Annotated in this window: 24 protein-coding genes; 8 read left to right on the forward strand and 16 right to left on the reverse strand. The window is 67.8% G+C overall.

Annotation, left to right across the window (positions count from 1 at the left end; translation table 11 throughout):
- Positions 1–86 precede the first annotated feature (86 nt).
- A complete protein-coding gene (locus RHA1_RS18105) occupies positions 87–314 on the forward strand; it encodes an RNA-binding S4 domain-containing protein (protein WP_005263380.1) in 228 nt (75 codons plus the stop codon).
- On the opposite strand, the gene RHA1_RS18110 is transcribed toward RHA1_RS18105, so the two are convergent.
- Positions 305–1660 (reverse strand): dipeptidase, encoded by a 1356-nt coding sequence (locus RHA1_RS18110; protein WP_011596306.1) that lies wholly within the window; start codon positions 1658–1660, stop codon positions 305–307. The two genes, RHA1_RS18105 and RHA1_RS18110, sit on opposite strands and share 10 nt — an antisense overlap.
- Positions 1661–1696: 36 nt before the next feature.
- Entirely contained in the window at positions 1697–2167 is a 471-nt protein-coding gene (rraA, locus tag RHA1_RS18115; RefSeq protein WP_005563989.1) for a ribonuclease E activity regulator RraA, read from the reverse strand.
- A 41-nt stretch (positions 2168–2208) separates the two neighbouring features.
- On the opposite strand from rraA, the gene RHA1_RS18120 reads away from it, so the two are divergent.
- A complete protein-coding gene (locus tag RHA1_RS18120; RefSeq protein WP_011596307.1) occupies positions 2209–3054 on the forward strand; it encodes an SDR family oxidoreductase in 846 nt (281 codons plus the stop codon).
- Positions 3055–3090: 36 nt separating this feature from the next.
- Positions 3091–3768, forward strand: coding sequence for a TetR/AcrR family transcriptional regulator (locus tag RHA1_RS18125; RefSeq protein WP_009476806.1), 678 nt, complete (start codon positions 3091–3093; stop codon positions 3766–3768).
- A gap of 29 nt (positions 3769–3797) precedes the next feature.
- Here the strand turns inward: RHA1_RS18125 and RHA1_RS18130 are convergent, their stop codons facing one another.
- Both RHA1_RS18130 and RHA1_RS18135 read right to left on the reverse strand, forming a co-directional pair.
- Positions 3798–4202, reverse strand: coding sequence for a hypothetical protein (locus tag RHA1_RS18130; protein WP_011596308.1), 405 nt, complete (start codon positions 4200–4202; stop codon positions 3798–3800).
- A 134-nt stretch (positions 4203–4336) separates the two neighbouring features.
- Positions 4337–5242: an oxygenase MpaB family protein gene (locus tag RHA1_RS18135; protein ID WP_009476808.1), complete on the reverse strand. Its 906-nt coding sequence runs from the start codon at positions 5240–5242 to the stop codon at positions 4337–4339.
- Between the two features lie 115 nt (positions 5243–5357).
- Between RHA1_RS18135 and RHA1_RS18140 the strand changes: the two genes are divergently transcribed.
- On the forward strand, positions 5358–6263 hold the full coding sequence (locus RHA1_RS18140) for an IclR family transcriptional regulator (protein WP_041811667.1): 906 nt from the start codon (positions 5358–5360) through the stop codon (positions 6261–6263).
- A gap of 39 nt (positions 6264–6302) precedes the next feature.
- Here RHA1_RS18140 and RHA1_RS18145 read toward each other — a convergent pair whose 3' ends face one another.
- The 7 genes from RHA1_RS18145 to RHA1_RS18175 form a co-directional block, all read right to left on the reverse strand.
- Positions 6303–8084 carry an acetyl/propionyl/methylcrotonyl-CoA carboxylase subunit alpha gene (locus RHA1_RS18145; RefSeq protein WP_011596310.1) on the reverse strand — a complete coding sequence of 594 codons (1782 nt, stop codon included), beginning with the start codon at positions 8082–8084 and terminating at the stop codon, positions 6303–6305.
- Positions 8085–8110: 26 nt separating this feature from the next.
- The gene (locus RHA1_RS18150) at positions 8111–8383 is read right to left on the reverse strand and encodes an acyl-CoA carboxylase epsilon subunit (protein ID WP_237726922.1); all 273 of its coding nucleotides are present in this window, start codon (positions 8381–8383) and stop codon (positions 8111–8113) included.
- Positions 8384–8406: 23 nt separating this feature from the next.
- A complete protein-coding gene (locus tag RHA1_RS18155) occupies positions 8407–10029 on the reverse strand; it encodes an acyl-CoA carboxylase subunit beta (protein ID WP_011596312.1) in 1623 nt (540 codons plus the stop codon).
- 168 nt (positions 10030–10197) lie between these two features.
- A complete protein-coding gene (locus RHA1_RS18160; RefSeq protein ID WP_009476812.1) occupies positions 10198–10587 on the reverse strand; it encodes a DUF5313 family protein in 390 nt (129 codons plus the stop codon).
- A gap of 71 nt (positions 10588–10658) precedes the next feature.
- A complete protein-coding gene (locus RHA1_RS18165; RefSeq protein WP_009476813.1) occupies positions 10659–11420 on the reverse strand; it encodes a MerR family transcriptional regulator in 762 nt (253 codons plus the stop codon).
- A 39-nt stretch (positions 11421–11459) separates the two neighbouring features.
- Complete coding sequence (locus RHA1_RS18170; RefSeq protein WP_011596313.1) at positions 11460–13310, reverse strand: AMP-dependent synthetase/ligase; 1851 nt, start codon at positions 13308–13310, stop codon at positions 11460–11462.
- Positions 13311–13360: 50 nt separating this feature from the next.
- On the reverse strand, positions 13361–14671 hold the full coding sequence (locus RHA1_RS18175; RefSeq protein WP_011596314.1) for an MFS transporter: 1311 nt from the start codon (positions 14669–14671) through the stop codon (positions 13361–13363).
- A gap of 71 nt (positions 14672–14742) precedes the next feature.
- Between RHA1_RS18175 and RHA1_RS18180 the strand changes: the two genes are divergently transcribed.
- Positions 14743–15735 (forward strand): GlxA family transcriptional regulator, encoded by a 993-nt coding sequence (locus tag RHA1_RS18180; protein WP_011596315.1) that lies wholly within the window; start codon positions 14743–14745, stop codon positions 15733–15735.
- Here RHA1_RS18180 and RHA1_RS18185 read toward each other — a convergent pair.
- Together RHA1_RS18185 and RHA1_RS18190 are read right to left on the reverse strand one after the other, a co-directional pair.
- The gene (locus RHA1_RS18185) at positions 15713–17113 is read right to left on the reverse strand and encodes a hypothetical protein (protein ID WP_009476817.1); all 1401 of its coding nucleotides are present in this window, start codon (positions 17111–17113) and stop codon (positions 15713–15715) included. The genes RHA1_RS18180 and RHA1_RS18185 overlap by 23 nt on opposite strands.
- A gap of 6 nt (positions 17114–17119) precedes the next feature.
- Positions 17120–17518: a DUF7144 family membrane protein gene (locus tag RHA1_RS18190; protein WP_009476818.1), complete on the reverse strand. Its 399-nt coding sequence runs from the start codon at positions 17516–17518 to the stop codon at positions 17120–17122.
- 165 nt (positions 17519–17683) lie between these two features.
- Here RHA1_RS18190 and RHA1_RS18195 point away from each other — a divergent pair, with 165 nt between their 5' ends.
- Entirely contained in the window at positions 17684–18091 is a 408-nt protein-coding gene (locus RHA1_RS18195) for a DUF7144 family membrane protein (RefSeq protein WP_011596316.1), read from the forward strand.
- A 26-nt stretch (positions 18092–18117) separates the two neighbouring features.
- On the opposite strand, the gene RHA1_RS18200 is transcribed toward RHA1_RS18195, so the two are convergent.
- Together RHA1_RS18200 and RHA1_RS18205 are read right to left on the reverse strand one after the other, a co-directional pair.
- Entirely contained in the window at positions 18118–18726 is a 609-nt protein-coding gene (locus tag RHA1_RS18200) for a potassium channel family protein (RefSeq protein WP_016884676.1), read from the reverse strand.
- Between the two features lie 103 nt (positions 18727–18829).
- Positions 18830–19612: an MBL fold metallo-hydrolase gene (locus RHA1_RS18205; RefSeq protein WP_050787501.1), complete on the reverse strand. Its 783-nt coding sequence runs from the start codon at positions 19610–19612 to the stop codon at positions 18830–18832.
- Positions 19613–19646: 34 nt separating this feature from the next.
- Between RHA1_RS18205 and RHA1_RS18210 the strand changes: the two genes are divergently transcribed.
- Both RHA1_RS18210 and RHA1_RS18215 read left to right on the forward strand, forming a co-directional pair.
- Complete coding sequence (locus RHA1_RS18210) at positions 19647–21677, forward strand: phage holin family protein (protein ID WP_050787502.1); 2031 nt, start codon at positions 19647–19649, stop codon at positions 21675–21677.
- Between the two features lie 170 nt (positions 21678–21847).
- Positions 21848–23197, forward strand: a complete 1350-nt coding sequence (locus RHA1_RS18215; RefSeq protein WP_050787325.1) for a diacylglycerol/lipid kinase family protein — start codon at positions 21848–21850, stop codon at positions 23195–23197.
- A gap of 4 nt (positions 23198–23201) precedes the next feature.
- Here the strand turns inward: RHA1_RS18215 and RHA1_RS18220 are convergent, their stop codons facing one another.
- Positions 23202–24917 carry a SulP family inorganic anion transporter gene (locus RHA1_RS18220; protein ID WP_011596321.1) on the reverse strand — a complete coding sequence of 572 codons (1716 nt, stop codon included), beginning with the start codon at positions 24915–24917 and terminating at the stop codon, positions 23202–23204.
- Positions 24918–24927: the final 10 nt, after the last annotated feature.

Consider the following 24927-nt stretch of genomic DNA (forward strand, 5'->3'; position numbering starts at 1 on the left):
ATACGTACCGATCACGGGAGACAGGTGTTCCAGTGTTCAGTGTGAGCCGTCGGGCCGCGATTTGGGTCGAGAGGGAAGATAGAGGCATGTCCGACATCCACGACGCCGTCCCGATCCGCGACGAATCCATCCGACTCGGCCAATTCCTCAAGCTCGCCAACCTCATCGAGTCGGGTGCCGAGGCGAAGGAAGTGATCGCCGACGGACTCGTGTCGGTGAACGGAGAGGTCGAGGTGCGGCGGGGGCGGCAGTTACGGGACGGGGACGTCGTGGAGATCGGTGGGATGACGGCTCGGGTGAGTTCTCAGTCCTGACGGCCGGCGGTCGCGAATCTCTGCAGGAACAGCGCTTCGGCGACGGCGAGGTTCTCGATTTCGCCGGGATCCACACTTTCGTTGGGGGCGTGGATGAGGCAGCGCGGTTCCTCCACCCCGATCAGGGCGATCTCCGCTGTCGGGAGGACGGCGGAGAAGACGTTGCACAGTGGGATGGAGCCGCCCTGCCCGGCGGTTCCGAGTTCCTTCCCGAACGCCTCCTCCATCGCCGCACCGAGGGCCGCGTAGCCGGGACCGTCGGTGGTGGCGCGGAACGGGGAGCCCACCGCTTCGCGTTCCACCGTCACCCGCGCATCCCACGGGGCGGCGTTCTCGAGGTGCGCGGCGAGCGCGTCCTGCGCGTTCCGCGGGTCCATTCCGGGTGGCACCCGCAGGTTGAGGCGCGCCGATGCGCGCGGCGGGATGGCGGCGGCAGAGCCGACCACCGGCGGGCAGTCGATGCCGAGGATCGTCAGCGCCGGCCGTGCCCACACGGCGTCGGCGACGGAACTCGAACCGGCGAGACGCACACCGTCGAGCACGCCGGCGTCGGTGCGGAACTGCGCCTCGGGGTAGTCGACGCCCGTCCACTTCTGGTCCGACTCGAGCCCGTCGACGACGGTGTTGCCGTCCGCGTCACGCAGGGTGGCGAGCATCTGGACGAGGGCGGCCAGCGCGTCGGGGGCGGGCCCGCCGAACATGCCCGAATGCACCTCCCCGGCCAGGGTCTCGACGTGGACCACGACGTTCGCGATGCCGCGCAGCGTCGTGGTGACGGTCGGGCTGCCGACCGCGGCGTTTCCGGTGTCGACGACGAGGATCATGTCGGCGTCGAAGAGTTCGGGCCTGGCCTCGACGAGGTTCTCGAGCCCGCCGGTGCCCATCTCCTCGGATCCTTCGGCGACGATTCTGATGCCGACGGGGAACGGGGTGCCGAGTGCGCGCAGCGCCAGCAGGTGCATCACGATGTTGCCCTTGCAGTCGGCAGCGCCGCGCCCGTACCAGCGGCCGTCTCGCTCGGTGAGGGTGAAGGGGTCGGTGTGCCAGAGTTTCTCGTCGCCGGGCGGTTGAACGTCGTAGTGGCAGTACAGCAGTACCGTCGGGGCCCCGGCGGGCGCGGGCTGATGTCCGACGACGGCGTGTGACCCGTCGGATGTCTCGAGCAGTTCGACTTGTCCGATTCCGGCCCCGAGGAAGGCGTCCCGGACCCATTCGGCGGCGCGAACGCATTCCTCCGGTGGGAACTGCCGCGGATCGGCCACCGACCGCATCGCCACCAGTTCGGCGAGTTCGTCACGGGCCGCGGGCATCAGCCCGGCTACCTTGGAACGGATTTCGTCGGACATCGACGCCTCCTCGGGGTTCGCGCGGTTCTCGTCGGGTCAGCGGACGACGACGCCGTCCTGATCGCTGTAGACGGTCTCGCCGGGATTGAACGTGACGCCGCCGATCTCGATCGGGACGTTCTTCTCGCCGGAGCCGGTCTGGGTGCTCTTGCGGGGGTTGGTGCCCAGTGCCTTGACACCGATGTCGAGGGTCTTCAGGATCGCCGAGTCGCGGACCGCGCCGTTGACGATCACACCGGCCCAGCCGTTGTCGACGCCGCGTCCGGCGATGATGTCGCCGACCAGGGCGGTGTGGATGCTGGCGTCACCGTCGACCACCAGGACGCCGCCGTTGCCGGGTTCGCCGAGGGTCTGCTTGACCAGCAGGTTGTCCTGGAAGCACTTGATGGTCGTGATGGGGCCGGAGAACACTTCACGGCCGCCGAACTGGATGAACTGCGTGTCGCAGCTCCGGATGTCGGGTCCGATCTCGTCTGCCAGGTCAGCGGTTGCCACGGGTTCAGTCATACGCGTCAGGATAGAGGGCCGGCGCTGGGAGAATGCGGGGCATGACCATTGCAGTGACAGGAGCCACGGGGTCGATCGGCGGCAAGGTGCTCGAGCGGCTCGGCGGCGGCGCCGGGGTCCGGCTGATCGGGCGGAACGCGCAGCGGCTCGAGCCGCTGGCCGAGCATTACGACTCCGCGTTCGCGGTGGCCACGTATGCCGACGGTCCGGCGATGACCGCCGCGCTGGACGGCGTCCGGTTGCTGTTCCTGGTCTCGGGACACGAGAGCGCCACCCGCCGCGAGGAGCACCGCACCGCCGTGGACGCCGCCCGTGCCGCCGGGGTGGAGCGGATCGTCTACCTGTCGTTTCTGGGCGCGGCGCCCGAGTGCACGTTCACGTTCGGGCGCGACCACTACTTCACGGAGCAGCACATCCGGGAGTCCGGGCTGAAGTACACGTTCCTGCAGGACAGCTGGTACCAGTCGATGATCCCGCTGATGGCCGACGATCAGGGCGTCATCCGGGGTCCCGCCGGGGACGGCCGGGTGAGCGCGGTCGCGCCCGACGACGTCGCCGATGCGGTGACGGCGGTCCTCACCACCGGCAACGGCGACCACGACGGCGTCACCTACCGGCTGACCGGGCCGGAGGCGTTCACCCTCACCGAGGCCGCCGAGACGATCACGAGGGTGACCGGACGTTCGGTGCGGTTCGAGGACGAGACGCTGGACGAGGCGTACGCGTCCCGCGCCCACTTCGGGGCGCCGGATTTCGAGGTCGCAGGGTGGGTGACCTCGTACGCAGCGATCGCGGCCGGTGAGTTGGCGGTCGTGACGGGGGATGTCGAGACGCTCACCGGACGGCCGCCGCAGACCTTCGCCGACTATCTGAACAGCTACACTTGACCCGTCCTGGCATAGCGAGCGGTAGATAGGTCTTCGATGGTCAGCTCATCCAAGGGTGCGACGCCCACCGAGGTCGGCAACGCAGCGGACTGGCGCCGCCTCGAACCCACGAAGTTGACGCCGATCCTCAGCGCCTCCCTCGACGCGTTCTACGAGCACGGTTTCCACGGCACCTCGGTGCGCGACATCGCCCGCCGAGTCGGTGTCACGGTACCCGCTCTCTATTACCACCACGAGAACAAGGAGGCCGTTCTCCTGGCGCTCCTGGAGCTCTCCACCAGCGACGTCCTCGAGCGTGCCCACGCCGCGAGCGCCGATGGCGGCGACGATCCGGTGCAGCGACTCGCCAACGTCATCGAGGCGATCGTGCTGCGGATGACCATGCGATCCCGTCTTGCGGCGCTCGAGAGCGAGGTGCGCTACCTGAGCCCGGAGAACCGGCAGCGTTACCGCACGGTCCGCAAGGGTGTGGAGGAACTGGTCCTCGAGATAGTCAAGGAAGGCAAGAAGCGGGAGCTCTTCGACGTGTCGGATGCGGCGGAGACGACGCGGGCGCTCCTCGGTATGTGCCAGTCGATTCCGCGCTGGTATCACGCCGAGGGCAAGCTGACCCCGGACGCGGTGGCCCGCAAGTACGTCGAGATCGCGATGAAGACCGTGGGGTCCATCGAAGCTCCCGTCAAGCCGAAGAAGAGGCGCACCGCCGGCGTCTGACCGGCGATGCGTCTCGGCAGTTTCGGTTGTCAGCTCCCCAGGCCCAGCCCCGGTGACGCGACGGCATCGAATTCCGTCGTCGTCTCGGTCGGCTCGCCGTTCGGTGGCGCGAACGTGAAGACGGCGGTGTAGCGGCCGGCCTCGTGGGTCCGGATCGCGGCCGTCCCGGCGCCCAGGGTGAGGGGGATCGACCGCGCGGTCACGTCGCCGGAGGGGTCGGTGAGTTCCAGCTCGACCGGGGTGGTGCCGTCCGTCCCCGTCGGGGTGGGGGTGACGAGCGCACCGAGCGTCACCAGGTTGTTGGCGTAGACGGTTCCGATCGGTGGGACGACGTTGATCTGATAGGTGGTGGCGGCGGTTGCCATGGGGGCCAGAGCGAGTGAGGCCGCTCCTGCCAGTGCGGCAATGGTCAGGGTCCCTCGCGAGAAGTGCACAAAATCCCTTCCTGTCGACGGTCTCTACGCGCAGCCACGTTACGGCAGAACCCGGTGGTATCCGCCCCCATTCACCGTGTGTCCGAAAATAGTTCGAACACACGGCTTTCCGTCGATCACGCTTCCAAAGCGGTTCAGGATGCGGTGTTTTCCCGCGCGACCGTACCGTTGGTGTGCTGCACGGGGCAGGTTCTGGGGAAGGTGCCCAGTTTCTCCACTTCGTACCCGGTCGGGTAGCTGCGAATGTTGGGAAGGTCGCGGGCGAACTTGGGCTCGGTGCGCACGGGGTAGAACCGGACGAGGCGGGCGCGGGCCTTCAACGCACCCCGCGACAAAGTCCGCGCGAGGCGGGACGGTCTGCGGTAGGCGAACGCGTCGAGAAGCGGATCGTCCATGAGTGCCCAGGAGAAGCGCTTGATCAGGGCGGCGGGCGCGAGGTTGTTCGGCGGGAACGTGCAGAGGAGTTCGAGCGTCGAGTCGGCGACGGCGCGGCCACCCCGGTCGAAGAGAAAGTGGTCACGCTCGTAGTCGTCGAGGAATTTCTCGAACGCCTCGAAGGTCTCGGGAATCTGCTTGATGCCCATGTACTTGCCGAGCGCACGGTAATAGTTGGTGGACCCGACGATCTCGTTGCGGGTGAGTTTCCGCCAGCCGAAGTCGTCGATCCAGCGCACCGGGGTCACCACGAACGTCGACAGCACGTACCGCATGTCGTCGTTGGAGATGTCGTAGGAGCCGTGCATCTGGTTCATCCGGCGGATGGCGACGCGACCGGGATCGCTGGTGAAGCCGTGTTCGAGAACGGCGTCGAGGATCAGTCCGGTGTCGTCGTAGCGCTTCTGCACGCGTTCGGTGAACTCGCCGGTCTCGAACAGCAACCGGCCGATGGTGGGCACGGCGTACGTCCGGAACAGCGCGAAGCTGAGGGCTTGGTTGATGTCCCAGGGAAATTCCTGAGTGGCGAGAATCCGGTACATCTCTTCGTGCTGCGTCTCGGGATCGAGTCGGTCGGTCCGGCGACGTAGATCGAAGCGTTTCATGAGTTTCACTTCCTGCAGCGGCTGTGACGGATGGCCAGGCAATTTAGCGATCGTTCAGACAGCTCGACTGTATCCCTCGTCACAGTGCGCCGCCAGAGTGGCATTATGCAAACACATGGCACGAAATTCACCGCAGACCGAACGTATCGTGATGCTCACGGAACTCCTGGCAGACGAGCCGGAGACGCCCCGCAGCCTCGCCGACATCGCCCGGCACCTCGGCGTCGCGAAGGCCACCTGCTATCCGATGGTCGTGGCCCTGACCGAGGCCGGTTGGCTCATCCGGCACCCCAGCCGCAAGACCTACCGTCTCGGGCCGGCGCTGATCCCGGTCGGGCGCGCCGCCGAGACGGCCACGGACGTCGTCGACCTCGCGCGGTCGGTGATGCACGAACTGGCCGACGCGTCCGACATGGCGTCCATCGCGTTCGTACAATCGGGCAGCGACGTGGTGGTCGCGGAGGTGGTGCAGCCGGTCGGGGGACGCCGCGGAACCCTGGGTCTGCGGCTCGGCGACAAGGTGCTGCTCGCGCCGCCCATCGGTTCGGGGATCGCGGCCTGGTATCCGCCGGAACGGCGCGAGGAATGGTATGCCCTCGGCGGGCAGAATCTCGGAGTCGACGTGGACGTGCTGCGGGCAACATACGAGCCGGCCCTCGCGCTCGTCCGGGAGCGCGGATACGCGATGGAATGCATGGAGCAGCAACAGCATTCGCTCGCGGATGCCGTGTCGGAACTCCGCGGTCGCGGTGTGGGCGGGCACCGCTCGACCGTCGCGTTGCGGGAGGCGCGCAAATTGTTGTCGGCGGATGCGGTGGTCGGTGACATCGACCCGGAGGGCAGCTACCAACCGCTGTCGATCAATGCGGCGGCATTCAACCGTGACAGTGAACCCGCGGTCGTGCTGTGCGTCGCCGACGCGTCCCGGCCGATGTCGGGTGTGCGCACGGCGGAGATCGGTGAAATGGTCCGCGACGCCGCGGCGCGGGTGACGGCCGCCATGCACGGCCGCCACCCGTGAGTACTTGCCAACCGCGGGCGGTTGACAAGTACTCACAAGCTATTTCAGTTCGGCGAGGACGGTGCCCTGGGTGATGGCGGCGCCGGGTTCGACGGCGAGGCCGGTGACGACGCCGGCCTTGTGGGCGTTGACGGGGTTTTCCATCTTCATGGCCTCGAGGACGGCGATGAGGTCGCCCTCGGCGACTTGTTGGCCTTCTTCGACGGCGACCTTGACGACGGTGCCCTGCATCGGGGCGGTGACGGCGTCACCGGAGGCGGCGCCGCCGTGGGCGCCGCCGCGGGTGCGGGCCTTGGGCTTCTTGCGGACCGCCCCGGGTGCGGCACCGCCGCCGGTGCCGAGGGTGAACTGGCCGGGCAGGGACACCTCGACGCGGCGGCCGCCGACCTCGACGACGACGTTCTGCCGGGGCAGGGTGTCGTCCTCGTCGATCGGCTGGGTGCCGGTGAACGGTTCGATCTGGTTGTCCCATTCGGTTTCGATCCACTTGGTGTAGACGTCGAAGGAGGTGCCGTCGCCGATGAAGGCGGGGTCGGAGACGACGGCCCGGTGGAACGGGATGACGGTGGCCAGGCCTTCGACCTGGAATTCGGCGAGGGCGCGGCGGGCGCGGGCCAGGGCCTCGTCGCGGGTGGCGCCGGTGACGATGAGTTTGGCGAGCATGGAGTCGAACTGGCCGCCGATCACCGAGCCGGTTTCGACGCCGGAGTCCATCCGGACGCCGGGGCCGGTGGGGGGCACGAACTTGGTGACCGGGCCGGGGGCGGGCAGGAAGCCGCGGCCGGCGTCCTCGCCGTTGATGCGGAATTCGAAGGCGTGGCCGCGGGGGGTGGGGTCCTCGGTGAGGTCGAGGCGTTCACCGTTGGCGATCTTGAACTGTTGCAGGACCAGGTCGATGCCGGCGGTTTCCTCGGTGACGGGGTGTTCGACCTGCAGGCGGGTGTTGACCTCGAGGAAGGAGACGGTGTCGCCCTGGACGAGGTATTCGACGGTGCCGGCGCCGTAGTAGCCGGCCTCTTTGCAGATGGCCTTGGCGGAGGTGTGGATGCGGTGGCGTTGGTCGTCGGTGAGGAACGGGGCGGGGGCCTCCTCGACGAGTTTCTGGAAGCGGCGTTGCAGGGAGCAGTCGCGGGTGCCGGCGACGATGACGTTGCCGTGCTGGTCGGCGATGACCTGGGCTTCGACGTGGCGGGCCTTGTCCAGATACTGTTCGACGAAGCATTCGCCGCGGCCGAACGCGGCGACGGCCTCGCGGGTGGCGGAGTCGAACAGTTCGGGGATTTCCTCGATGGTGTGGGCGACCTTCATGCCGCGGCCGCCGCCGCCGAACGCGGCCTTGATGGCGACGGGGACCCCGTATTCCTGGGCGAAGGCGATGACCTCGTCGGCGTTCTTGACGGGGTCCTTGGTGCCGGCGGCCATCGGGGCCTTGGCTTTTTCGGCGATGTGCCGGGCGGTGACCTTGTCGCCGAGGTCGCGGATCGATTGCGGGGAGGGGCCGATCCAGATCAGGCCGGCGTCGATCACGGCCTGCGCGAAGTCGGCGTTCTCGGAGAGGAAACCGTAGCCGGGGTGGATGGCGTCGGCGCCGGACTTGGCGGCAGCGTCCAAGATTTTGTCGAACACCAGGTAGGACTCGGCGGAGGTCTGCCCGCCGAGGGCGAATGCTTCGTCGGCCAGGCGCACGAACGGGGCGTCGGCGTCGGGTTCGGCGTAGACGGCGACGCTGGCCAGGCCGGCATCGGCGGCGGCCCGGATCACCCGCACTGCAATCTCACCGCGGTTCGCGACGAGCACCTTGGAAATACGTGCACTACTCATCGAAATGTCTTCCCTTTTCTACAGTTTCAGTAGCCTGCGTTGACCAGGACGGCAGCGGCGGCTACTTGCCGACGCAGAATGAGGGCGGGAGTGCCCCACGAATCGTTATCGGACGCGGGCGCTTCCGCCGCGGAACCGGACGAGGCGATCGCAGCGAACACTGCGAGCACCGCGGCGATGTCGGTGTCGCTCGGGTTGCCCGTGAACGTCACGGCCGGCGCCGCCGGCGGCTCTTCAGCGATGTCGGCGTCCAGCGCGATCTCGTCGAGCACCTCGTCAACCGCCAATTCTGCGGTCAAGGTGCCAAACGATTCGCCGCCGCTCATAGGGGGATGTTCCCATGCTTCTTGGGCGGGAGGGTGACCATCTTGCGTTCGAGGAGGCGCAGGGCGGCCACGATCTGTCCGCGGGTGTGGGACGGGGGGATGACGGCGTCGACGTAGCCGCGTTCGGCGGCGACGTACGGGTTGACGAGGGTGTCCTCGTATTCCTGTTGCAGTTGCAGGCGCAGGGCGTCGACGTCGTCGCCGTTGCGGGCGGCCTCGAGGAGGCGTTTGCGGTAGACGAAGCCGACGGCGCCGGAGGCGCCCATGACGGCGATCTGGGCGGTGGGCCAGGCGAGGTTGACGTCGGCGCCCATGTGCTTGGAGCCCATCACGTCGTAGGCGCCGCCGTAGGCCTTGCGGGTGATGACGGTGATCTTCCCGACGGTGGCCTCGCCGTAGGCGTAGAGCAGTTTCGCGCCGCGGCGGATGATGCCGTTGTATTCCTGGTCGGTGCCGGGCAGGAAGCCGGGGACGTCGACGAGGGTGATGATGGGGACGTTGAACGCGTCGCAGGTGCGCACGAAGCGGGCGGCTTTTTCGGAGGCGTCGATGTCGAGGCAGCCGGCGAAGACGGTGGGCTGGTTGGCGACGATCCCGACGCTACGGCCGTCGACGCGGCCGAAGCCGACGACGATGTTGCCGGCGCGTTCGGCCTGGACCTCGAGGAATTCGTCGTCGTCGAGGATGCGGCGGATGACCTCGTGCATGTCGTAGGGCTGGTTCGCCGAGTCCGGGATGAGGGTGTCGAGTTCGAGGTCCTCGGCGGTCAGCGAGTCGTCGATGGAGCCGGTGATCGGGTCGGTGGGCAGCATCCGGGGGGCCGCGGCCTGATTGTTGGACGGCAGGTAGGACAGCAGGTCCTTGACGTAGTCGAGGGCGTCTTGTTCGCCGGAGGCGACGTAGTGGGCGACGCCGGACTTGACCATGTGGGTGTGCGCGCCGCCCAGATCTTCCATGGTGACGTCTTCGCCGGTGACGGTTTTGATGACGTCGGGGCCGGTGACGAACATCTGGGAGGTCTGGTCGACCATGACGACGAAGTCGGTCAGGGCGGGGGAGTAGACGTGGCCGCCGGCGGCGGGGCCCATGATCAGGGAGATCTGCGGGATGACCCCGGAGGCCTGGACGTTGCGGTGGAAGATTTCGCCGTAGAGGCCGAGGGAGACGACGCCTTCCTGGATGCGGGCGCCGGCGCCTTCGTTGATGCCGATCAGGGGGCGCCCGGTCTTGAGGGCCAGGTCCATGACCTTGACGATTTTTTCGCCGTAGATTTCGCCGAGGGAGCCGCCGAAGACGGTGGCGTCCTGGGAGAACACGCAGACGTCGCGGCCGTCGACGGTGCCGTAGCCGGTGACGACGCCATCGCCGACGGGGCGGTTGTCGGCGAGGCCGAAGTTCACCGAGCGGTGCCGGGCGAGGGCGTCGAGTTCGACGAAGCTGCCCTCGTCGAGCAGGGCGGTGATGCGTTCGCGGGCGGTGAGCTTGCCCTTGGCGTGGACCTTTTCGACCGCGGCTTCACCGCTCGGGTGCTGCGCCTCGGCCTGACGATTACGCAGGTCGGCGAGCTTTCCCGCCGTCGTGTGAATATCGGGCGTGACCGCCGAATCTGTGACTGTCATCTATGACTGCTCTTCCCGTCGAGGCTGTCGGAACCTGCGCTGCACCCTGTGGGGTACGCGGTTCGTGGGATTACCCACTCGGACGCCGCCACTTTAACGCATTACTTATCGATCGTTCACGTGCGCTGCGTCACTGTCGAGGTGAGAGTGTGATGCATCATGCTGCCGCTACTGGTCCTCGGTGCGGCCGTGGCGGCGCTCGTAGTCCTCGCGCGTGCGGTCGGCGCGGCGCTGCGCCTTCTCGCCCACGAGGTCCGGATCGAGGCCGTGGCTGAGCAGACGGTGGCGACGGTAGATGTTCATCAGCGCGACCGCAAAGTAGAGCAGGGGGAGCAGCAGGAGGGCCATCATCGCCAGCGGGATCCAGATGGGACCGGGGATGAGGAGGAACAACGCCAGCACCGCGGCGACGGGAAGCATGAAGCGGAGGACGTACCGCACCGAGGCTCCCGGCCCGACGAGGTCGTTGCGGACCCAGTCCTGCATCGAATCCGGCAGCGTGCGACCGAACAGATACCCGACGTACTGACGGGGGCTGGGACGCTGCGCATCGGACATGGGTCCCAGGATAGTGCTGAAAAACGGAGCGAACTCGACGACGGTGCGTCATCGAGTCCGCGCTGTTCCCGTTACCGCTGCTCGGCATTCGCGACGATGACGTCCCGGACGTACTGCGCGAGACCGGGGGCGACGTCGTCGTAGTGCCGGCGAAAGCGGTCGTCGGCGAGATACATCTCGGCGAGGTTCACCTGCATTGCGTAATCGCAGTCGTAGAACCGTTCGATGCCGGCGCGGTGTTCCTCGGCGAGTGCGTTGGCCCGATCGGAACCGGGTTCGACGCCGTCGGCCATCGCCTGCGCGAGCGACGCCTCGAATGCGTCTCCCTCGGCCTTGATTCGCTTCCAGTCCTCTTTGCTCATCTTCGCGGACCGCTGCTGGGACTGCTTCCACGCGTCGGTGTCGCCCCAGCGCTCTTCGGCCTCGGCGGCGTACTCCTCGCCCGGCCAGTTGTCGCCGAAGATTTCGTTCTGCTCTTCGGGGGTGAGCTGAATGCCCATGCTTCTCGCCTCCATCATCTTCTCCACGGCTGCAGCCATCTCGTGTAAGCGATCGATCCGTTCGCTCAGCAACGCGTGCTGTCGCCGTAGATGCGCGAGGGCATCGACGTCCGGGTCGTCGAGGAGGGCTGCGATCTCCTCGAGGGGGAAACCCAGTTCGCGGTACGTCAGCACGCGGTGCAGACGTTCCACGTCGGCGTCCGAATAGCTGCGGTACCCACCGGGTGTGCGGTCGGACGGTGTCACCAGACCGATCTCGTCGTAGTGGTGCAGGGTGCGCACACTCACTCCGACCAGCCTGGCGACCACGCCGACCGTGTGTTTCTCGCTCACGTCCTCTACCGTGCAGCCTGACGTCGCGTGAGGGTCAACTCAGTTGTAGAGATCGTGGAGTTCGTCGGAGAAGTTGGTCATCACGACCTTGCGTTTGAGCTTCATGCTCGGTGTGATCTCGCCGTTCTCGACGGTGAGTTCCCGGTCGAGGATGCGGAACTTCTTGATCTGCTCCCACCGGTTCAGTCCGGCGTTGAGTTCCTCGACGTATCCGCCGATCAGGTTCCGGGTCTCCTGGGCGTTGGCGATCTCGGCGAGAGACTTGCCGCCCAGGCCGTGATTCTGTGCCCATTCGCCGATCGATTCGGCGTCGAGGGAGATCAGGGCGACGCAGTACGACTTCCCTTCGCCGTCGACGATGAGTTCGCCGACGTACGGGCAGATGCCCTTGAACGTGGCTGCCACGGCGGACGGTGCGACGTATTTGCCGTTGGACGTCTTGAACATGTCCTTCTTGCGGTCGGTGATCCGCAGGTAGCCGTTGTCGTCCATTTCGCCGATGTCGCCGGTGTGGAACCAGCCGTCGTCGGTGAGCGCTTCGGCGGTGGCGTCGGGGTTCTCGTGGTATCCGCTCATGACGCCGGGGCCCTTGATGAGGATTTCACCGTCGTCGCCGATCCGGGTCTCGGTGCCCGGGATGGGCCAGCCGACGGTACCGAACCGGTACGCGGACGGCCGGTTGACGAATGATGCGGCACTGGTCTCGGACAGCCCGTACCCTTCGAGGACGACGATGCCGACGGCGTCGAACCATTGCGCGACATCACGATTGAGCGCCGCGGAACCGGAGATGAAGAACTTCAGGCGGCCGCCGAACCGTTCGCGAATCTTGCTGTACACCAGCCGATCCGCGACGGCGTGTTGAACCGAGTCGAGCAGCGACGGACTCTTGCCCGCCTGCTTGGCCTTCGACACCCGCAGCCCGACGCCGACGGCCCAGTCGAAGATCTTCTCCTTCAGCCCGCCCTCCTCGCGCACGGTGGAGACGATCCGCGCATACGCCTTCTCGAAGATGCGGGGGGCCGCGCCCATGAACGTGGGTTTGACGACCGCGAGATTCTCCACGATCTTGTCGACGCGACCGTCGACCGCCGTCGCGAAACCGATCTGCAGCGGCAGGGTGAGCAGGACCTTCCCGAACACATGGGACAGGGGGAGCCAGAGGTATTGCAGGTCGTCGGCGTCGAGGATGCCGGTGGCGTCGATCGCGGCCGCCTCGTACGTCCACGCCGAGTGCGACAGCCGCACACCTTTGGGTCTGCCGGTGGTGCCGGACGTGTAGATGAGGGTGGCGAGGTCGTCGGGGGCGATCGCCTCGATCCGGTCGTGCACGGCGTCGGGTGTCTCGGCGAGCAATTCTTCGCCGAGGTCGTTTAGCTGGTCGAACGTGATCACCCAGTCGTCGTCTCCGGGGTCGCCGTCGATCAGAACGACCTTTTCGACGTCGCCGAGTTCGCCGCGGTTCTCGCGCAGCTTGGCCAGCTGCGCGTCGTCCTCGGCGAAGACGACGCGGCTGCCGGAGTTGGCGACGATGTAGGCGACGTCGCCGGCCGTGGTGGTGGGATAGACCGTGGTGGTGGCGGCGCCCGCGCACATGACGGCGAGGTCTGCCAGCACCCACTCGTAGCGGGTGGCGGATGCGAGTGCCACCCGCTGCTCGGCCTGCACACCGAGGACGATGAGACCGGCCGCGAGGTTGCGTACACGGTCGCCCGCCTCGGACCAGGTGACGCTGGACCACTGCTTCGGGTCCGCCGCGTCGACGTATCGGAACGCCTCGCGGTTGGGTGAGTGGGCCACCCGATCCACGAACAATGCGGCTACCGACGGAGCCCGATTCTCGATCTTGGAGCGGTCAATGACCTCGTCCGACGCACGCTGAGCTGCCATGTATCGATCTTAGGAACCGGGGCCGCCCGGGGGAGTGGTTTCGGCGCAGGTCAACTCATCTCGGACGCCATCTTGCGGGGTTTCGCGACGATGGCCAGAGACATGACGGCGGCGATCGCGCACAGTCCGCCCGCGACGTAGAACGCGGAGTCGTAGCCGCCGAACTGGTCGCGCACCAGTCCCGCGAGGAACGCCACGATGCCGGCGCCGATCTGGTGCGACGCCAGCACCCAGCCGAACACGATGGGTGCGTCCCCACCGAAGTGCTTGCGGCACAGTGCAACCGTCGGGGGTACTGTCGCCACCCAGTCGAGTCCGTAGAAGATGACGAACGCGATCATCGGCGGGTGCACGGTGTTCGCGAACAGGATCGGCAGCAGCATCAGCGAGATCCCGCGCAGCAGGTAGTAGATGCCGAGGAGCTTGCGTGAATCGAATCGGTCGGTGAACCACCCCGACGCGATGGTGCCGATCACGTCGAAGATCCCGATCACCGCGAGCAGGCCCGCCGCCGCCGTCACCGGCATGCCGTGGTCGTGCGCGGCCGGGACGAAGTGGGTTCCGACGAGTCCGTTGGTGCTCGCCCCACAGATGGCGAACGTGCCGGCCAGCAGCCAGAACACCCGGGTCCGCGCCGCCGACACCAGCACGGTCACGGCCCGGCCCGCGGCACCGCCGCGACCGGTCGGGGCGGGTGGTTCCGCGACGTAGTCGGGTCCGGCGCCGTACGGCACCGTCCCGACGTCGGACGGCCGGTTGCGCAGGAACACGAGCACCAGCGGTACGACGGCGAGGGCCGCGAACGACACCGTCAGCGCCACGGCCTGCCAGTTGTAGTGCTCGGCGACCATCGCGAGGACCGGCAGGAACACCAGCTGTCCGGCGGCGCTGCCCGCGGTGAGGATGCCGGTGACGAGGCCGCGGCGGGCGACGAACCAGCGGTCGACGACGGTGGCCACGAAGGCGAGCGCCATCGAGCCGGTGCCCAGCCCGACGAGTACGCCCCACAGCAGTACGAGTTGCCAGGTGGCGGTCATGAAGACGGTCAGTCCGCTGCCGGCGGACACCAGGACCAGCGCCGCGGTGACCACCCGCCGCATGCCGAAGCGTTCCATGAGCGCCGCCGCGAACGGCGAGGTCAGCCCGTACAGCACCAGGTTGATCGACACCGCGGAGGAGATGCTCGCCCGCGACCAGCCGAAGTCCTCGTGGAGTGGGTCGATCAGGATGGAAGGCGCCGCCCGGAAGCTGGCGGCCCCCACGAGGGCGAGGAACGCGACGGCGGCGACCAGCCAGGCGTAGTGGAGGCGCGGCGGGGCGGTTCGGGCAGGAGGTGCCGGGGGCGCGATTTCGGACGTCACGACGGTAAGTCTGCGGGACGTCGTCTCGCCGGAACAGTTGCCGGAATGACAACATGTGAAAGAATCTGGCCATGGTCGAACGTCATCGTGTGGTTGTGCTCGCCCTGGACGGTGTGATCCCGTTCGAACTCGGCATTCCGTCGCGAGTTTTCGGACGGGCGCAGGACGCCGACGGGAATCCGCTGTACGAGGTGCAGACCTGCACGGCCGACGGACGGCCCGTGCGTTCGGACGCCGATTTCTCGGTGTCCGTCGATCACGGGCCCGAATTGCTGGCCGAGGCCGACACGGTGGTGATCCCGGCGTCCTACGAACTCGGCCCGGCCTACGACGACGGGCATCTGCCCCCGAACCTCGAGGCGGCTCTCGCCTTCGTCCGGCCCGGCACGCGCTACGTCTCCATCTGCACCGGCTCCTACATCCTCGCCGCGGCCGGGCTGCTCGACGGATTGCGCGCGACCACGCACTGGCGGAACGCCGAACACTTCCAACGCACCTATCCGCGGGTCCGGGTCGATCCCGACGTGCTGTTCGTGGACGAGGGGCACATCCTCACCTCGGCAGGTGTCGCGGCCGGACTCGACCTCTGCCTCCACATCGTGCGCCGCGACCACGGCTCCGACGTCGCCAATCAGGTGGCGCGCCGCTGCGTCGTCCCACCGTGGCGCGACGGCGGGCAGGCGCAGTACATCGAGCGGCCGATTCCGGAGACCACGGCGGAGTCCACCGCGACCACCCGGGACTGGGCGCTGGATCGGCTGGGTGAGTCGCTGACGCTGAGCCGGCTGGCCGCGCACGCGAACATGAGCGTCCGCACGTTCACGCGGCGGTTCGGTGAAGAGGTCGGCACCACCCCGAACCGCTGGCTGATCACCCACCGGGTCGACCGCGCGCGACAACTCCTCGAGACCACCGACCTGTCCGTCGACGTCATCGCCCGCGAGGTCGGTTTCGGGACTGCGGTGTCCCTGCGTCAGCACATGGGCTCCGTGCTCGGCGTCCCCCCGTCGGCGTATCGCAGAACGTTTCGGGGCCGGGCGCTCACGACGAAGGCATCGGCGTAGATCCCGAGTCCTGTTCGGTGGCTGTGCGGGCCGGGCGGATGAGCAGTTCGAGGGCCGCGAGCGCGAGTAGCGCGATGAAGACGATCCACAGCACGACCAGTCCGGTGGGGTAGCGCCAGAACACCAGAAGCAGAGCCGCTATACCGATGATGGTGCAGCGCAGTGGAACTCGAAGCTGGTTGGCCCACCGTTCCACTTCGTTCGGCGGTCGGCCCGCGCCGGATTTGCGGACGAAGTCCAGTGCCTGACCATAGCCGCGACGCACGGCGGTCGCGGACGACGAGCCGCCGGTGAGGAAGGCTCCGATCGCGATCACCAGACCGAGGACCGCGACCGCGCGCAGGCTCGTCCGCAACGGCACCAGGACGGTGTCGATGACCGCCGTCGCCGCGTCGGGCGACAGGATGTCCGGTGGGACACTGTCGAGGTAGATCGCGCGTCCGATGAGTATCCCGATTGCGAGGACGAGCATTCCCAGTGCGATCGCCAGGCCGGCGAGGGAGAGGGCGCGCAGCCGACGGCCTCTGGGGGCGACGGCGACCGCGGCGGCGGCGCACGCGATGCCCAGCCACGGCAGGATCGCCGAGGCCTTGTCGAGGGCGTTGACGGCTCGCTGCGCCTTCACCAGTTCGGGTGATTGGAACAGCACGAATTGTTTGTCCACGGAGGGGATCTTGTCGGCGAACGCGAAACCACGCTCGGTCAGCGCGGCCTTGACCCTGTCGATGACGGTGCCGAGGGAGATGCTGACGGTGCCGCTCTGGTCGACCTCCACCGAGCTGAGGCCGTAGTTGCCCGTCATCACCGCCACGAGTGCGTTGTGCGCCGAACGGTTCGCCTGGATCCACAGGTCCTCGAACTGCTGGGACTGCACGAGTGAGCTGACGGTGTCGTGGACGAAATTCTTTGCCTGGCTGGTGATGACCGGTGCGAGGCCGACGACGGCCGCGTCCAGCCGGGGCGCGTTCGCAGCGAGATTCGAGACGTCGGTCAGTGCCGTCAGTGCTTCCTTGGTGAGCCCTTCGACATCGACTCGGGCGAAGATCTCGTCGGTGATCTGGTTCGTGATGTCTGCCTGGAGGGCCGGATTCGAACCCAGGGGGGCCACCGTGCTCACGTAGCGGTCGGTGTCGAGGATCTGACTTCTCGTGAAGCGCGCGGTGACCGACGCGAGCGCGAGAACGGCGACCAGCACCAGAAGGATCGCCACCGCCGTCCAGCGCAATCCGTTCCGGGGTGGGCGGGAGACCGGTTCTGCCGGAACACCCGCGGCGGCGCCCGCGGCCTGTCCGCGCAGCGTCGCCACCTCGTCGCGCAACCGGAGGAGTTCGGCGCGTTCGTCCTTGTCGAGTGAGCCGGTGCTCGTGCCGTCTTCCATTGCGGATCAGATCACTTCGGGGTTCCAGGTGGCGACCGCCCAGATCACGACGGCGTTCAGCGCGATGATCGTGATCGCCCACAGGGGGTAGTAGGGCAGCCACAGGAAGTTGACGAAGATCGACAGGGCGCACAGCACCATCGCGCCGACACGCGCCCAGGTAGCCCCGGTGAACAGTGCCGCGCCGACGGCCGCGACGATCACGCCGAGCACGAGATGGATCCAACCCCAGGTAGTGACGTCGAATTGGTAGGTGTACTCGATGCCGACGACGATCACGTCGTCCTTGGCTACCGCGGAGATCCCCTGCAGGAATTCGAGCACGCCGACGGTGACGAGAAGAACCGCCCCGCCCATCGACGTTCCCTTTGCCACACCTTGCTTGACCAGCGATTCATCGGACATGACCATTCCTCTTTCGTCAACGTACGAAATGAACTGGCGAAAGTAAGTATCCTCCGCCGGATCACCCCTTGTCAGGAAGATGACCGGACGGGCGCGTATTGACCTTGCTCGACGCGGCGACGGAAAATATTTGCAGGCCAAGGTTTGTCCGGGAAGGGGATCGCCATGTCCGACGAGTCGTTGGTCAAGCAGGGGGTCGCGGCCGCGACGTCCATGGTGGCGGCGATAGTTTTGCTCACTATCGGAATTCTCCATGTGCTGTCGGGAATCTCGGCACTCATGCAGGACGACCTCGTCGTGGCGGGCCCCGAGTACATCTACCAGTTCGACACGACCGCGTGGGGTTGGATTCACCTGGTGCTCGGTGTGATCGTTGCGGCCGTCGGTGTCATGTTGTTCACCGGGGCGACGTGGGCCCGTGTCGGCGCCATGGTGATCTGTGCTCTCTCGCTCCTCGCCAATTTTCTGTGGCTGCCCCACTACCCGTGGTGGTCGGTGGTCATGATCGTGCTGGACGTGTTCGTGATCTGGGCTGTCGCGACATGGAAGCCGGGCTATGAGGAGCGGCTCTAGGTCGCGAACCCGTCGAGTACCGGTTGTCAGGGCGCCGCCGAGTCACGGGCGATCCCGGGCTTTCGCCGCCAGCGAACCGACGCGGTCAGCACCCGGATGCCCAACGAGATCAGGATCAGGTTGCCGATGAGTTGTGCCGACACCACCGCCCTCGCGGTCTCCGTGGAGGCCACGATGTCACCGAATCCGACTGTGGTGAATACCGTCAGGGTGAAATAGAGGGCGTCGAGGCGGGTCAATACTTCGCTGAAGTTGTCCGGCCCCGATTGCGAGAGCAGAAAGTACGTCGTCGCGTAGGCGACGAGGTAGACCCCCACGGTGACGGCCAACGCCTCGACCGCCTGCGCGACCGGGTACTCGGCACGCAGCACCCTGCGGATCTGCCAGACATACACCGCGCAGACCACAGCGAGACCCCCGACCACCAGGGACACGGTGCGCAGGTTGTCGACCGTGGTGAAGGGCAGCAGGAAGTATGCGCTCACCAGCACTGCCGTGGCGCACACCGGGCGCAGGATCGCCGGAACCAGCACACGCGCCCGCGCATGTCGGGAGAGACTTCGCACGCCGTCCTCGTCCATCGACACCGCCCGGATCACCACCTTCTCGGCGATGGTGCGACTTGAAATTGCCACCTCCAGTTTCCGCCGATCGAGGAGCCGACCAGAGCGCTTTGGCCGTCTTTGCGCCTCGGAGCGCACCCACGCGTCGATCGACACGGTTTCGGAGCAACCGGATTCACACCCCGAGTTCGCTACCCGGGTGCAACTCCACCGCAACGACACCCGCCCGCTCGGCGTGGTGGACGAACTCCCCGCCCGGGCCGAAGAACAACCGGGGTCGCACGGCGTCGAGGCCGATCGGCCACAGTGTGCCGTAGTGGATCGGCACCGCCAGGCCCGCCTCCACCAGGCGTGCGACGACCGCGGCGCGAGTCGGGTCGAGGTGACCCTTGCCGAGGGTCGGACCCCAGCCGCCGACGGGTAGCAGCGCGAGGTCGACAGGGCCGACGTGGTCGGCGAGGTCGGGGTACAGGTCGGTGTCGCCGGCAAAGTAGGTCCGCCGGTCACCCTCGACGACGTACCCGACCGCGGGCGCGATCTGCGGGCCGCGCGGCCAGCGCCTGCCGTCGTGTAGGGCGGGCACGGCGCGCACGGCGACGTTGCCGATCCTTGTCTCGTCGCCCGGCCTCAGCAGCACCAGGCGGTCGGCGAACTGGCGCAGCGCGGGCAGGCCGTCGACCGCCCGCCACGGGGCCACGATCGGGACGTCGGGATCGAGCAGCCGCAGCGACGGCAGGTGCGCATGGTCCGCGTGCAGGTGCGAGAGCAGGACGGCGTCCGGGTTGCGCACGTGCGGCCCGATCGGTGCGGGCCCTCGGCGGCGGCGTAGGTGCGCGACGTGGTCGGTCAGCACCGGATCGGTCAGGACGACCGTCCCGCGGTCCACGATCAGCGCGCTGGAATGTCCGAGCCAGCGCACACCGGGTGCGGCGGCAACTGGACCCGGCGTTGCGCTCACACCCTTACGATTCCAGATGACGAAAGGCGGTGCGATGCGCACGGTGGGCGGCGTGGTGCGGGTGCTCGTCGAGTTCTTCGTGCTCTGGGGGTCGTCGGCGCTCGCGCTCATCGTGCTCGACCGCATCCTCGGCGGCATCACCCTGGACCGGTCGAGCTTCACTCCGATCCCGACACTCCCGGCAGCGCTGGTGCTCGCGTTGGTGTTCGGCCTGCTCAACGCCGCGCTGTGGCCGGTGATCATGCGGTTCATGTCGTGGATCGGCCCGGTGCTGCTGTTCGTCGGGGTGTTCCTCGCCGGCGGCGTGATGATGCTGTTGACGCTGTACCTGGTGCCGGTCGCGTCGGTGGACCAGTTGAGCGACGCATTCGTTCTCGCGGCGCTGCTCTCGCTGTTCACCTCCGTGGTTTCGGGAGCGATCGCGTCCCGCTCCGATACCGCGTACCGACTGATGCAGGTGCGCCGACAGCGGTTCCGGTTGCGTCGCAACGCCGCGCTCGTGGACGCGTCACCGGGACTGTTGTGTATCCAGATCGACGGCCTCGGGTACGACGTGCTGCGTCGTGCGATCGCCGACGGCGTGACGCCCGGTCTGGCGAAGTTGGTGCGCGAGACCCACCGGCTGGTGCCGTGGCACACCGACTGGAGCAGTCAGACGGGTGCGACCCAGCTGGGCGTGCTGCACGGTTCCAACCACAACGTGCCGGCGTTTCGCTGGTACGACAAGACGACCGAGCGCATTTCGGTGTTCAGCAACCCGGCCGACAACGAGCAGCGCGAACTCGAGCGAACCGGCATCCCCGGCCTGCTGGCGCACGACGGTGCGAGCCGCGGCAATCTGTTCACCGGCGGCGCGCACGACAACGTGCTCGTCGTCAGCCGCATGCGCGGTGCCCGCCTCGGCGGCGGTGCCGGTTACAGCGACTATTTCGCGGACCCGGCGAGCGCGCTGCGCACGTCCATCCGGATGGTCGCGGAACTGCAACGGGAACTACGCCAGTCACTGCGGCAGAAGCGAAAGGACATCCAGCCGCGGGTGCCGCGGGGCGGGGTCTATCCGTTCGTGCGGGCGTTCGCGACCGTGCTCGCCACCGACGTCGCCGCCGCCGCGGTGGTCGGCGATCTGATCAAGGGGCGCAGCGTCGTCTACGTCGACCTGATCGGTTACGACGAGGTGTCGCACCATTCCGGCATCTCCCGTCCCGAGACCCTCGCGGTGCTGACCAAACTCGACGACGTCATCGAGATGCTGCTCGCCGTGGTGGCGCAGGCCGATCGGCCCTACCGCGTCGTCGTGCTGTCCGACCACGGGCAGAGTCAGGGCGCGACCTTCCTGCAACGCTACGGGGAAACTTTGGGGCAGTTGGTCATCCGGCTTGCCGCACAGCGCGAACCGGCCGCGGTGCAGCGCCACTGGTACGAGCGCGCATCCGAAGCCTCCCGACAGCCCGGGGCGGAGGGGCGCGGCTACGCGGCGGCCAGCGTGCACTCGCCGACGGCCGGCGAGGAGGCGCACGCCTCCACGGGTGAGCCGATCGTGCTCGGCTCGGGCAATCTCGGTCTGATCTACTTCCCGCACCTGCCCGGACGCGCCGATGCCGACGCCATCGAGGCTGCCCATCCCGGGCTGCTCACCGGGCTGCGCGAGCATCCCGGGGTCGGCTTCCTGCTCGTTGCCGCCCCGGGCGGATCCGTGGTGCTCGGGCCCCACGGCCAGGTCGACGTGACAACCGGCGAGGTCACCGGTGAGAACCCGCTCGCGGCGATGGGCCCCGACGCGCTGGCGAAGGTGCGACGCACCGACACCTTCGACAACGTCGCCGACATCATGGTCGGTGGCGCGTACTGGCCCGACACCGACGAGGTCGCGGCGTTCGAGGAGCAGGTCGGCTCGCACGGCGGTATGGGCGGACCGCAGAGCACCCCCTTTCTCATCTACCCCGCCGACCTGCCCGCACCGCCCGACCCGTTGCACGGCGCCGAGGCCGTGCACAGGGTGCTCGCCGGATGGCGCGACCTTTCGACGAAACCGCGCGCGGGCGACCTATCGGGAACTGGCGCTTGACCGCTCGCGGCTGAGTCCCGGACGTCGACGCGCCCGACCGGGCGGACCGCTGCCGCAGTCCGAGGCGTGCAATGTGCTGCGATCGCCTCCGCGTACGGCGGAAGATGGACATACGACGGGAAGTCGCACCGTCGCGAGGAAAATACACGCCGCCGGTGAGGGGCAGTCACGTGAACAGATCAGGCACCGCCGATACCAGCAACCGTGGCCGACGTTGGTGGGCGCGTGTGGCGTTCGTGTTCGCCGTCGGTGCGGCGGCGGTGCCCGTGCTGTTCGCCGGGGTGCTGGGCACCGTGGCGTTGCTCATCGTGGGGACCGGTGGCGTCGTGGTCACGGTGGCGGCGTTGTACTGGTTCCTCACCCGGCGCGGAGTGCTCAGGTGGATCTCCCTGGGAGTGGCGATCGTCGCGCCGATCATCGTGCTGACACTGTTCGTCCGCGCGCAGCTGCTGTGGGTGGTGCTGCTCGCGTACGCGCTGGCGCTGCTGGCCGTCGTCTGCGCCCGCGTCGCACTGCGTGGAAGACGGGCGGAGACGACCATGCCGGATAACCCTGCCCCGCCACCGGAGCACCCGTTCCTGATCATGAATCCGCATTCGGGCGGCGGGAAGGTCGCGAAATTCGACCTGAAGCGCAGAGCCGAAGAGCTCGGCGCCGACGTCGAGCTGCTCGAAGGGCCGACCACCATCGACGTCACCGCACTGGCCCGGCGGGCGGTCGCGCAAGGGGCCGATCTGCTGGGGGTGGCGGGCGGAGACGGGACTCAGGCGCTCGTCGCGGCGGTCGCGGCCGAACACCACCTGCCGTTCCTCGTGATCAGTGCCGGAACCCGCAACCATTTCGCGATGGATCTCGGACTCGACCGCACCGATCCGTCCCGATCGCTGGACGCACTCCGGGACGGTGTCGAGCTGCGTGTCGACCTCGGCACCATCAACGGCCGACCCTTCGTCAACAACGCGTCGTTCGGGGTCTACGCCGAAATCGTGCGCAGTCCCGCCTACCGCGACGACAAGGCCGGAACAGTGCTGACGCTGCTCCCCGATCTGCTCACCGGGCACGCCGGGCCACGATTGGTCGCGCGGATCGGTGACACGGCCGTGGAGGGACCGCAGGCGGTCCTGGTGAGCAACAATCCCTACGGCAACAGTGATCTGGCCGGTCTGAGCCGCCGGGACCGTCTCGATCGCGGCGTCCTCGGCGCGGTCACCGTGTCGGTGGCGAACACCCGGCAGGCGGTCGGTCTGCTGCGCCGCACCAACGTTCACGGCTTGACGCAGGAAACGGCGATCGAGGTGGTCGTGGACGCCGACACCCCGGAAATCCCGGTGGGAGTCGACGGTGAATCCCTCCTGCTCCGCACTCCGGTGCGGTGCACCATCGAACCGGACGCCCTGCGGGTGCGGGTGCCCAGGACGAGGCCAGGGGTGCGTCCGGCTGCGCCTGCGTTCGATTGGGTGCGACTGTGGCGGGCGGCGTACGGCACTCACACTGCGACCGGGGCGGCGCCCCGCAGTTGAGGGTTCAGCCGCCGGAAGGATCTCCGGTGTGGTCGGCTCGACTGTGGAATGCGGTGACAGCGGACTCGATGGTCGGATAGAAGTGCGACGAATCGAACCTGTCGCCCACCCCGAACCGGATGAGCCGATCCTTGATCGGACCCTTCATCTCCGCGAACACCAACCGGATCTCTTTCCCTTCGAGATACGTGTCGAGGTCGACGAGTTCGTCGACGGCGGTGGTGTCGAGACCGGTGATCGGCTCGGAGGCCACGACCACCCACTCGACCGGGGTCGGCGCGGCCGCCACCACCGAGCGCACGTATTCGTCGAAGATCTCGCCGTTGGCGAAGAAGAGGGGAGCGTCGAAGCGCACCAGCACCAGTCCGGGGATGCGGAGGCCGCCGGGGTGGCGTTGGACGTCGTGGAAGCCGGGGCGGTCGGGCGTCCGGACGAGTTCCGTGCGGTACGGCTGCCACGCCTGCGCGACCACCGCGACGAAGGACAACCCGATCGCGACGAGGATTCCCTGCAGCACGCCCACCAGGGCCACCCCGAGGAATGCCGCAACGGCGAGCCCGAACTCCACGGTGCTCATGCGCCACATCCGGACCATTCCACCGACATCGACCAGCGCGGTGGCGGCGACGATCACCACGGCCCCGAGTGTCGCGTCGGGGAGATAGGTGGTGACCCCGGGGGCGACGAGGACGAAGACCAGCACGGCGAGTGCTCCGACGACGCATGCCAGTTGGGTGCGGGCGCCGCTCTGTTCGGCCACCGGGGTCCGCGACCCGCTGGCGGAGACGGGGAACCCGCCGAACAGCCCGCCGGCGATGTTGGCCACGCCGACCGCCTTCATCTCCGTGCTGCCGTTCACGTCTTCGCCGTGCCGGGCGGCGAACGTGCGGGACAGCACCCCTGTGTCGGCGAACGCGATCAGCGCGATGCCGGCCGCGGGGCCGACGAGGTTCCCCACGTCTCCCCAGTCGACACCGCCGAACGACGGCAGCGGCAGGCCGGCGGGCAGGGCGCCGACCATCCCGATGTCGTCGGTGAGTCCGAGTGCGGCGGACAGGATTATCGCGCCGACCACGGCCACGAGTACGCCGGGGATGCGGGGCAACCAGATGCGGAACCCGACGATGACGGCGAGGGAACCGATCCCCATGGCGGCGGCGACGGGGTCGATGTTGCCCTGTATGACGGACTGTCCGATTTCCCCGATCTCTCCGATGAGGCCGGATGCGTCGACGGAGAACCCGAGCAGCTTGGGCAGTTGGCCGACGACGACGATGAGCGCGATCGCATTGAGGTAGCCGAGCCGGATGGGCTTCGACAGCAGTTCGGTCACGAAGCCGAGATGCAGGAATCCGCCGACGAGGAGAATGAGGCCGACGAGGACGCCGAGGACTCCGGCGAGGGCGAGCGCACTCTCCGGGTCGCCGGCCACGGCGAGAGGCAGAACCGCCGCGGCGATGAGCGGTGCCAGCGACGAGTCCGGGCCGAGCACGAGGATTTTCGACGGTCCCACCAGGGCATAGGCGAGGAGCGGGATGATCGTGGCGTAGAGGCCGGCGTAGGCGGGCAACCCGGCGGCCTCGGCGTACCCCATCCCGGCGGGAATGAGCAGGGCGGTGAGGACGAGTCCGGCGGTGATGTCGGGGCGCAGCCATTCGCGGCGGTACGCCCGGGCCGTCGCGATGCCGGGTAACTGCGCGAGGCTACCTGTCCAGGACATGGTCCGGGCC

Source organism: Rhodococcus jostii RHA1 (genome assembly GCF_000014565.1).
Classification (GTDB): Bacteria; Actinomycetota; Actinomycetes; order Mycobacteriales; family Mycobacteriaceae; genus Rhodococcus_F; species Rhodococcus_F jostii_A.

Coding starts and splice junctions, on each gene's coding strand:
- RHA1_RS18190 (WP_009476818.1), bottom strand. CDS start 17,518: ATGTCCGATGAATCGCTGGTCAAGCAAGGTGTGGCAAAGGGAACGTCG.
- RHA1_RS18185 (WP_009476817.1), bottom strand. CDS start 17,113: ATGGAAGACGGCACGAGCACCGGCTCACTCGACAAGGACGAACGCGCC.
- RHA1_RS18195 (WP_011596316.1), top strand. CDS start 17,684: ATGTCCGACGAGTCGTTGGTCAAGCAGGGGGTCGCGGCCGCGACGTCC.
- RHA1_RS18140 (WP_041811667.1), top strand. CDS start 5,358: ATGGCACGAAATTCACCGCAGACCGAACGTATCGTGATGCTCACGGAA.
- RHA1_RS18145 (WP_011596310.1), bottom strand. CDS start 8,084: ATGAGTAGTGCACGTATTTCCAAGGTGCTCGTCGCGAACCGCGGTGAG.
- RHA1_RS18155 (WP_011596312.1), bottom strand. CDS start 10,029: ATGACAGTCACAGATTCGGCGGTCACGCCCGATATTCACACGACGGCG.
- RHA1_RS18160 (WP_009476812.1), bottom strand. CDS start 10,587: ATGTCCGATGCGCAGCGTCCCAGCCCCCGTCAGTACGTCGGGTATCTG.
- RHA1_RS18170 (WP_011596313.1), bottom strand. CDS start 13,310: ATGGCAGCTCAGCGTGCGTCGGACGAGGTCATTGACCGCTCCAAGATC.
- RHA1_RS18210 (WP_050787502.1), top strand. CDS start 19,647: ATGCGCACGGTGGGCGGCGTGGTGCGGGTGCTCGTCGAGTTCTTCGTG.
- RHA1_RS18180 (WP_011596315.1), top strand. CDS start 14,743: ATGGTCGAACGTCATCGTGTGGTTGTGCTCGCCCTGGACGGTGTGATC.
- rraA (WP_005563989.1), bottom strand. CDS start 2,167: ATGACTGAACCCGTGGCAACCGCTGACCTGGCAGACGAGATCGGACCC.
- RHA1_RS18220 (WP_011596321.1), bottom strand. CDS start 24,917: ATGTCCTGGACAGGTAGCCTCGCGCAGTTACCCGGCATCGCGACGGCC.
- RHA1_RS18135 (WP_009476808.1), bottom strand. CDS start 5,242: ATGAAACGCTTCGATCTACGTCGCCGGACCGACCGACTCGATCCCGAG.
- RHA1_RS18120 (WP_011596307.1), top strand. CDS start 2,209: ATGACCATTGCAGTGACAGGAGCCACGGGGTCGATCGGCGGCAAGGTG.
- RHA1_RS18105 (WP_005263380.1), top strand. CDS start 87: ATGTCCGACATCCACGACGCCGTCCCGATCCGCGACGAATCCATCCGA.
- RHA1_RS18125 (WP_009476806.1), top strand. CDS start 3,091: ATGGTCAGCTCATCCAAGGGTGCGACGCCCACCGAGGTCGGCAACGCA.
- RHA1_RS18110 (WP_011596306.1), bottom strand. CDS start 1,660: ATGTCCGACGAAATCCGTTCCAAGGTAGCCGGGCTGATGCCCGCGGCC.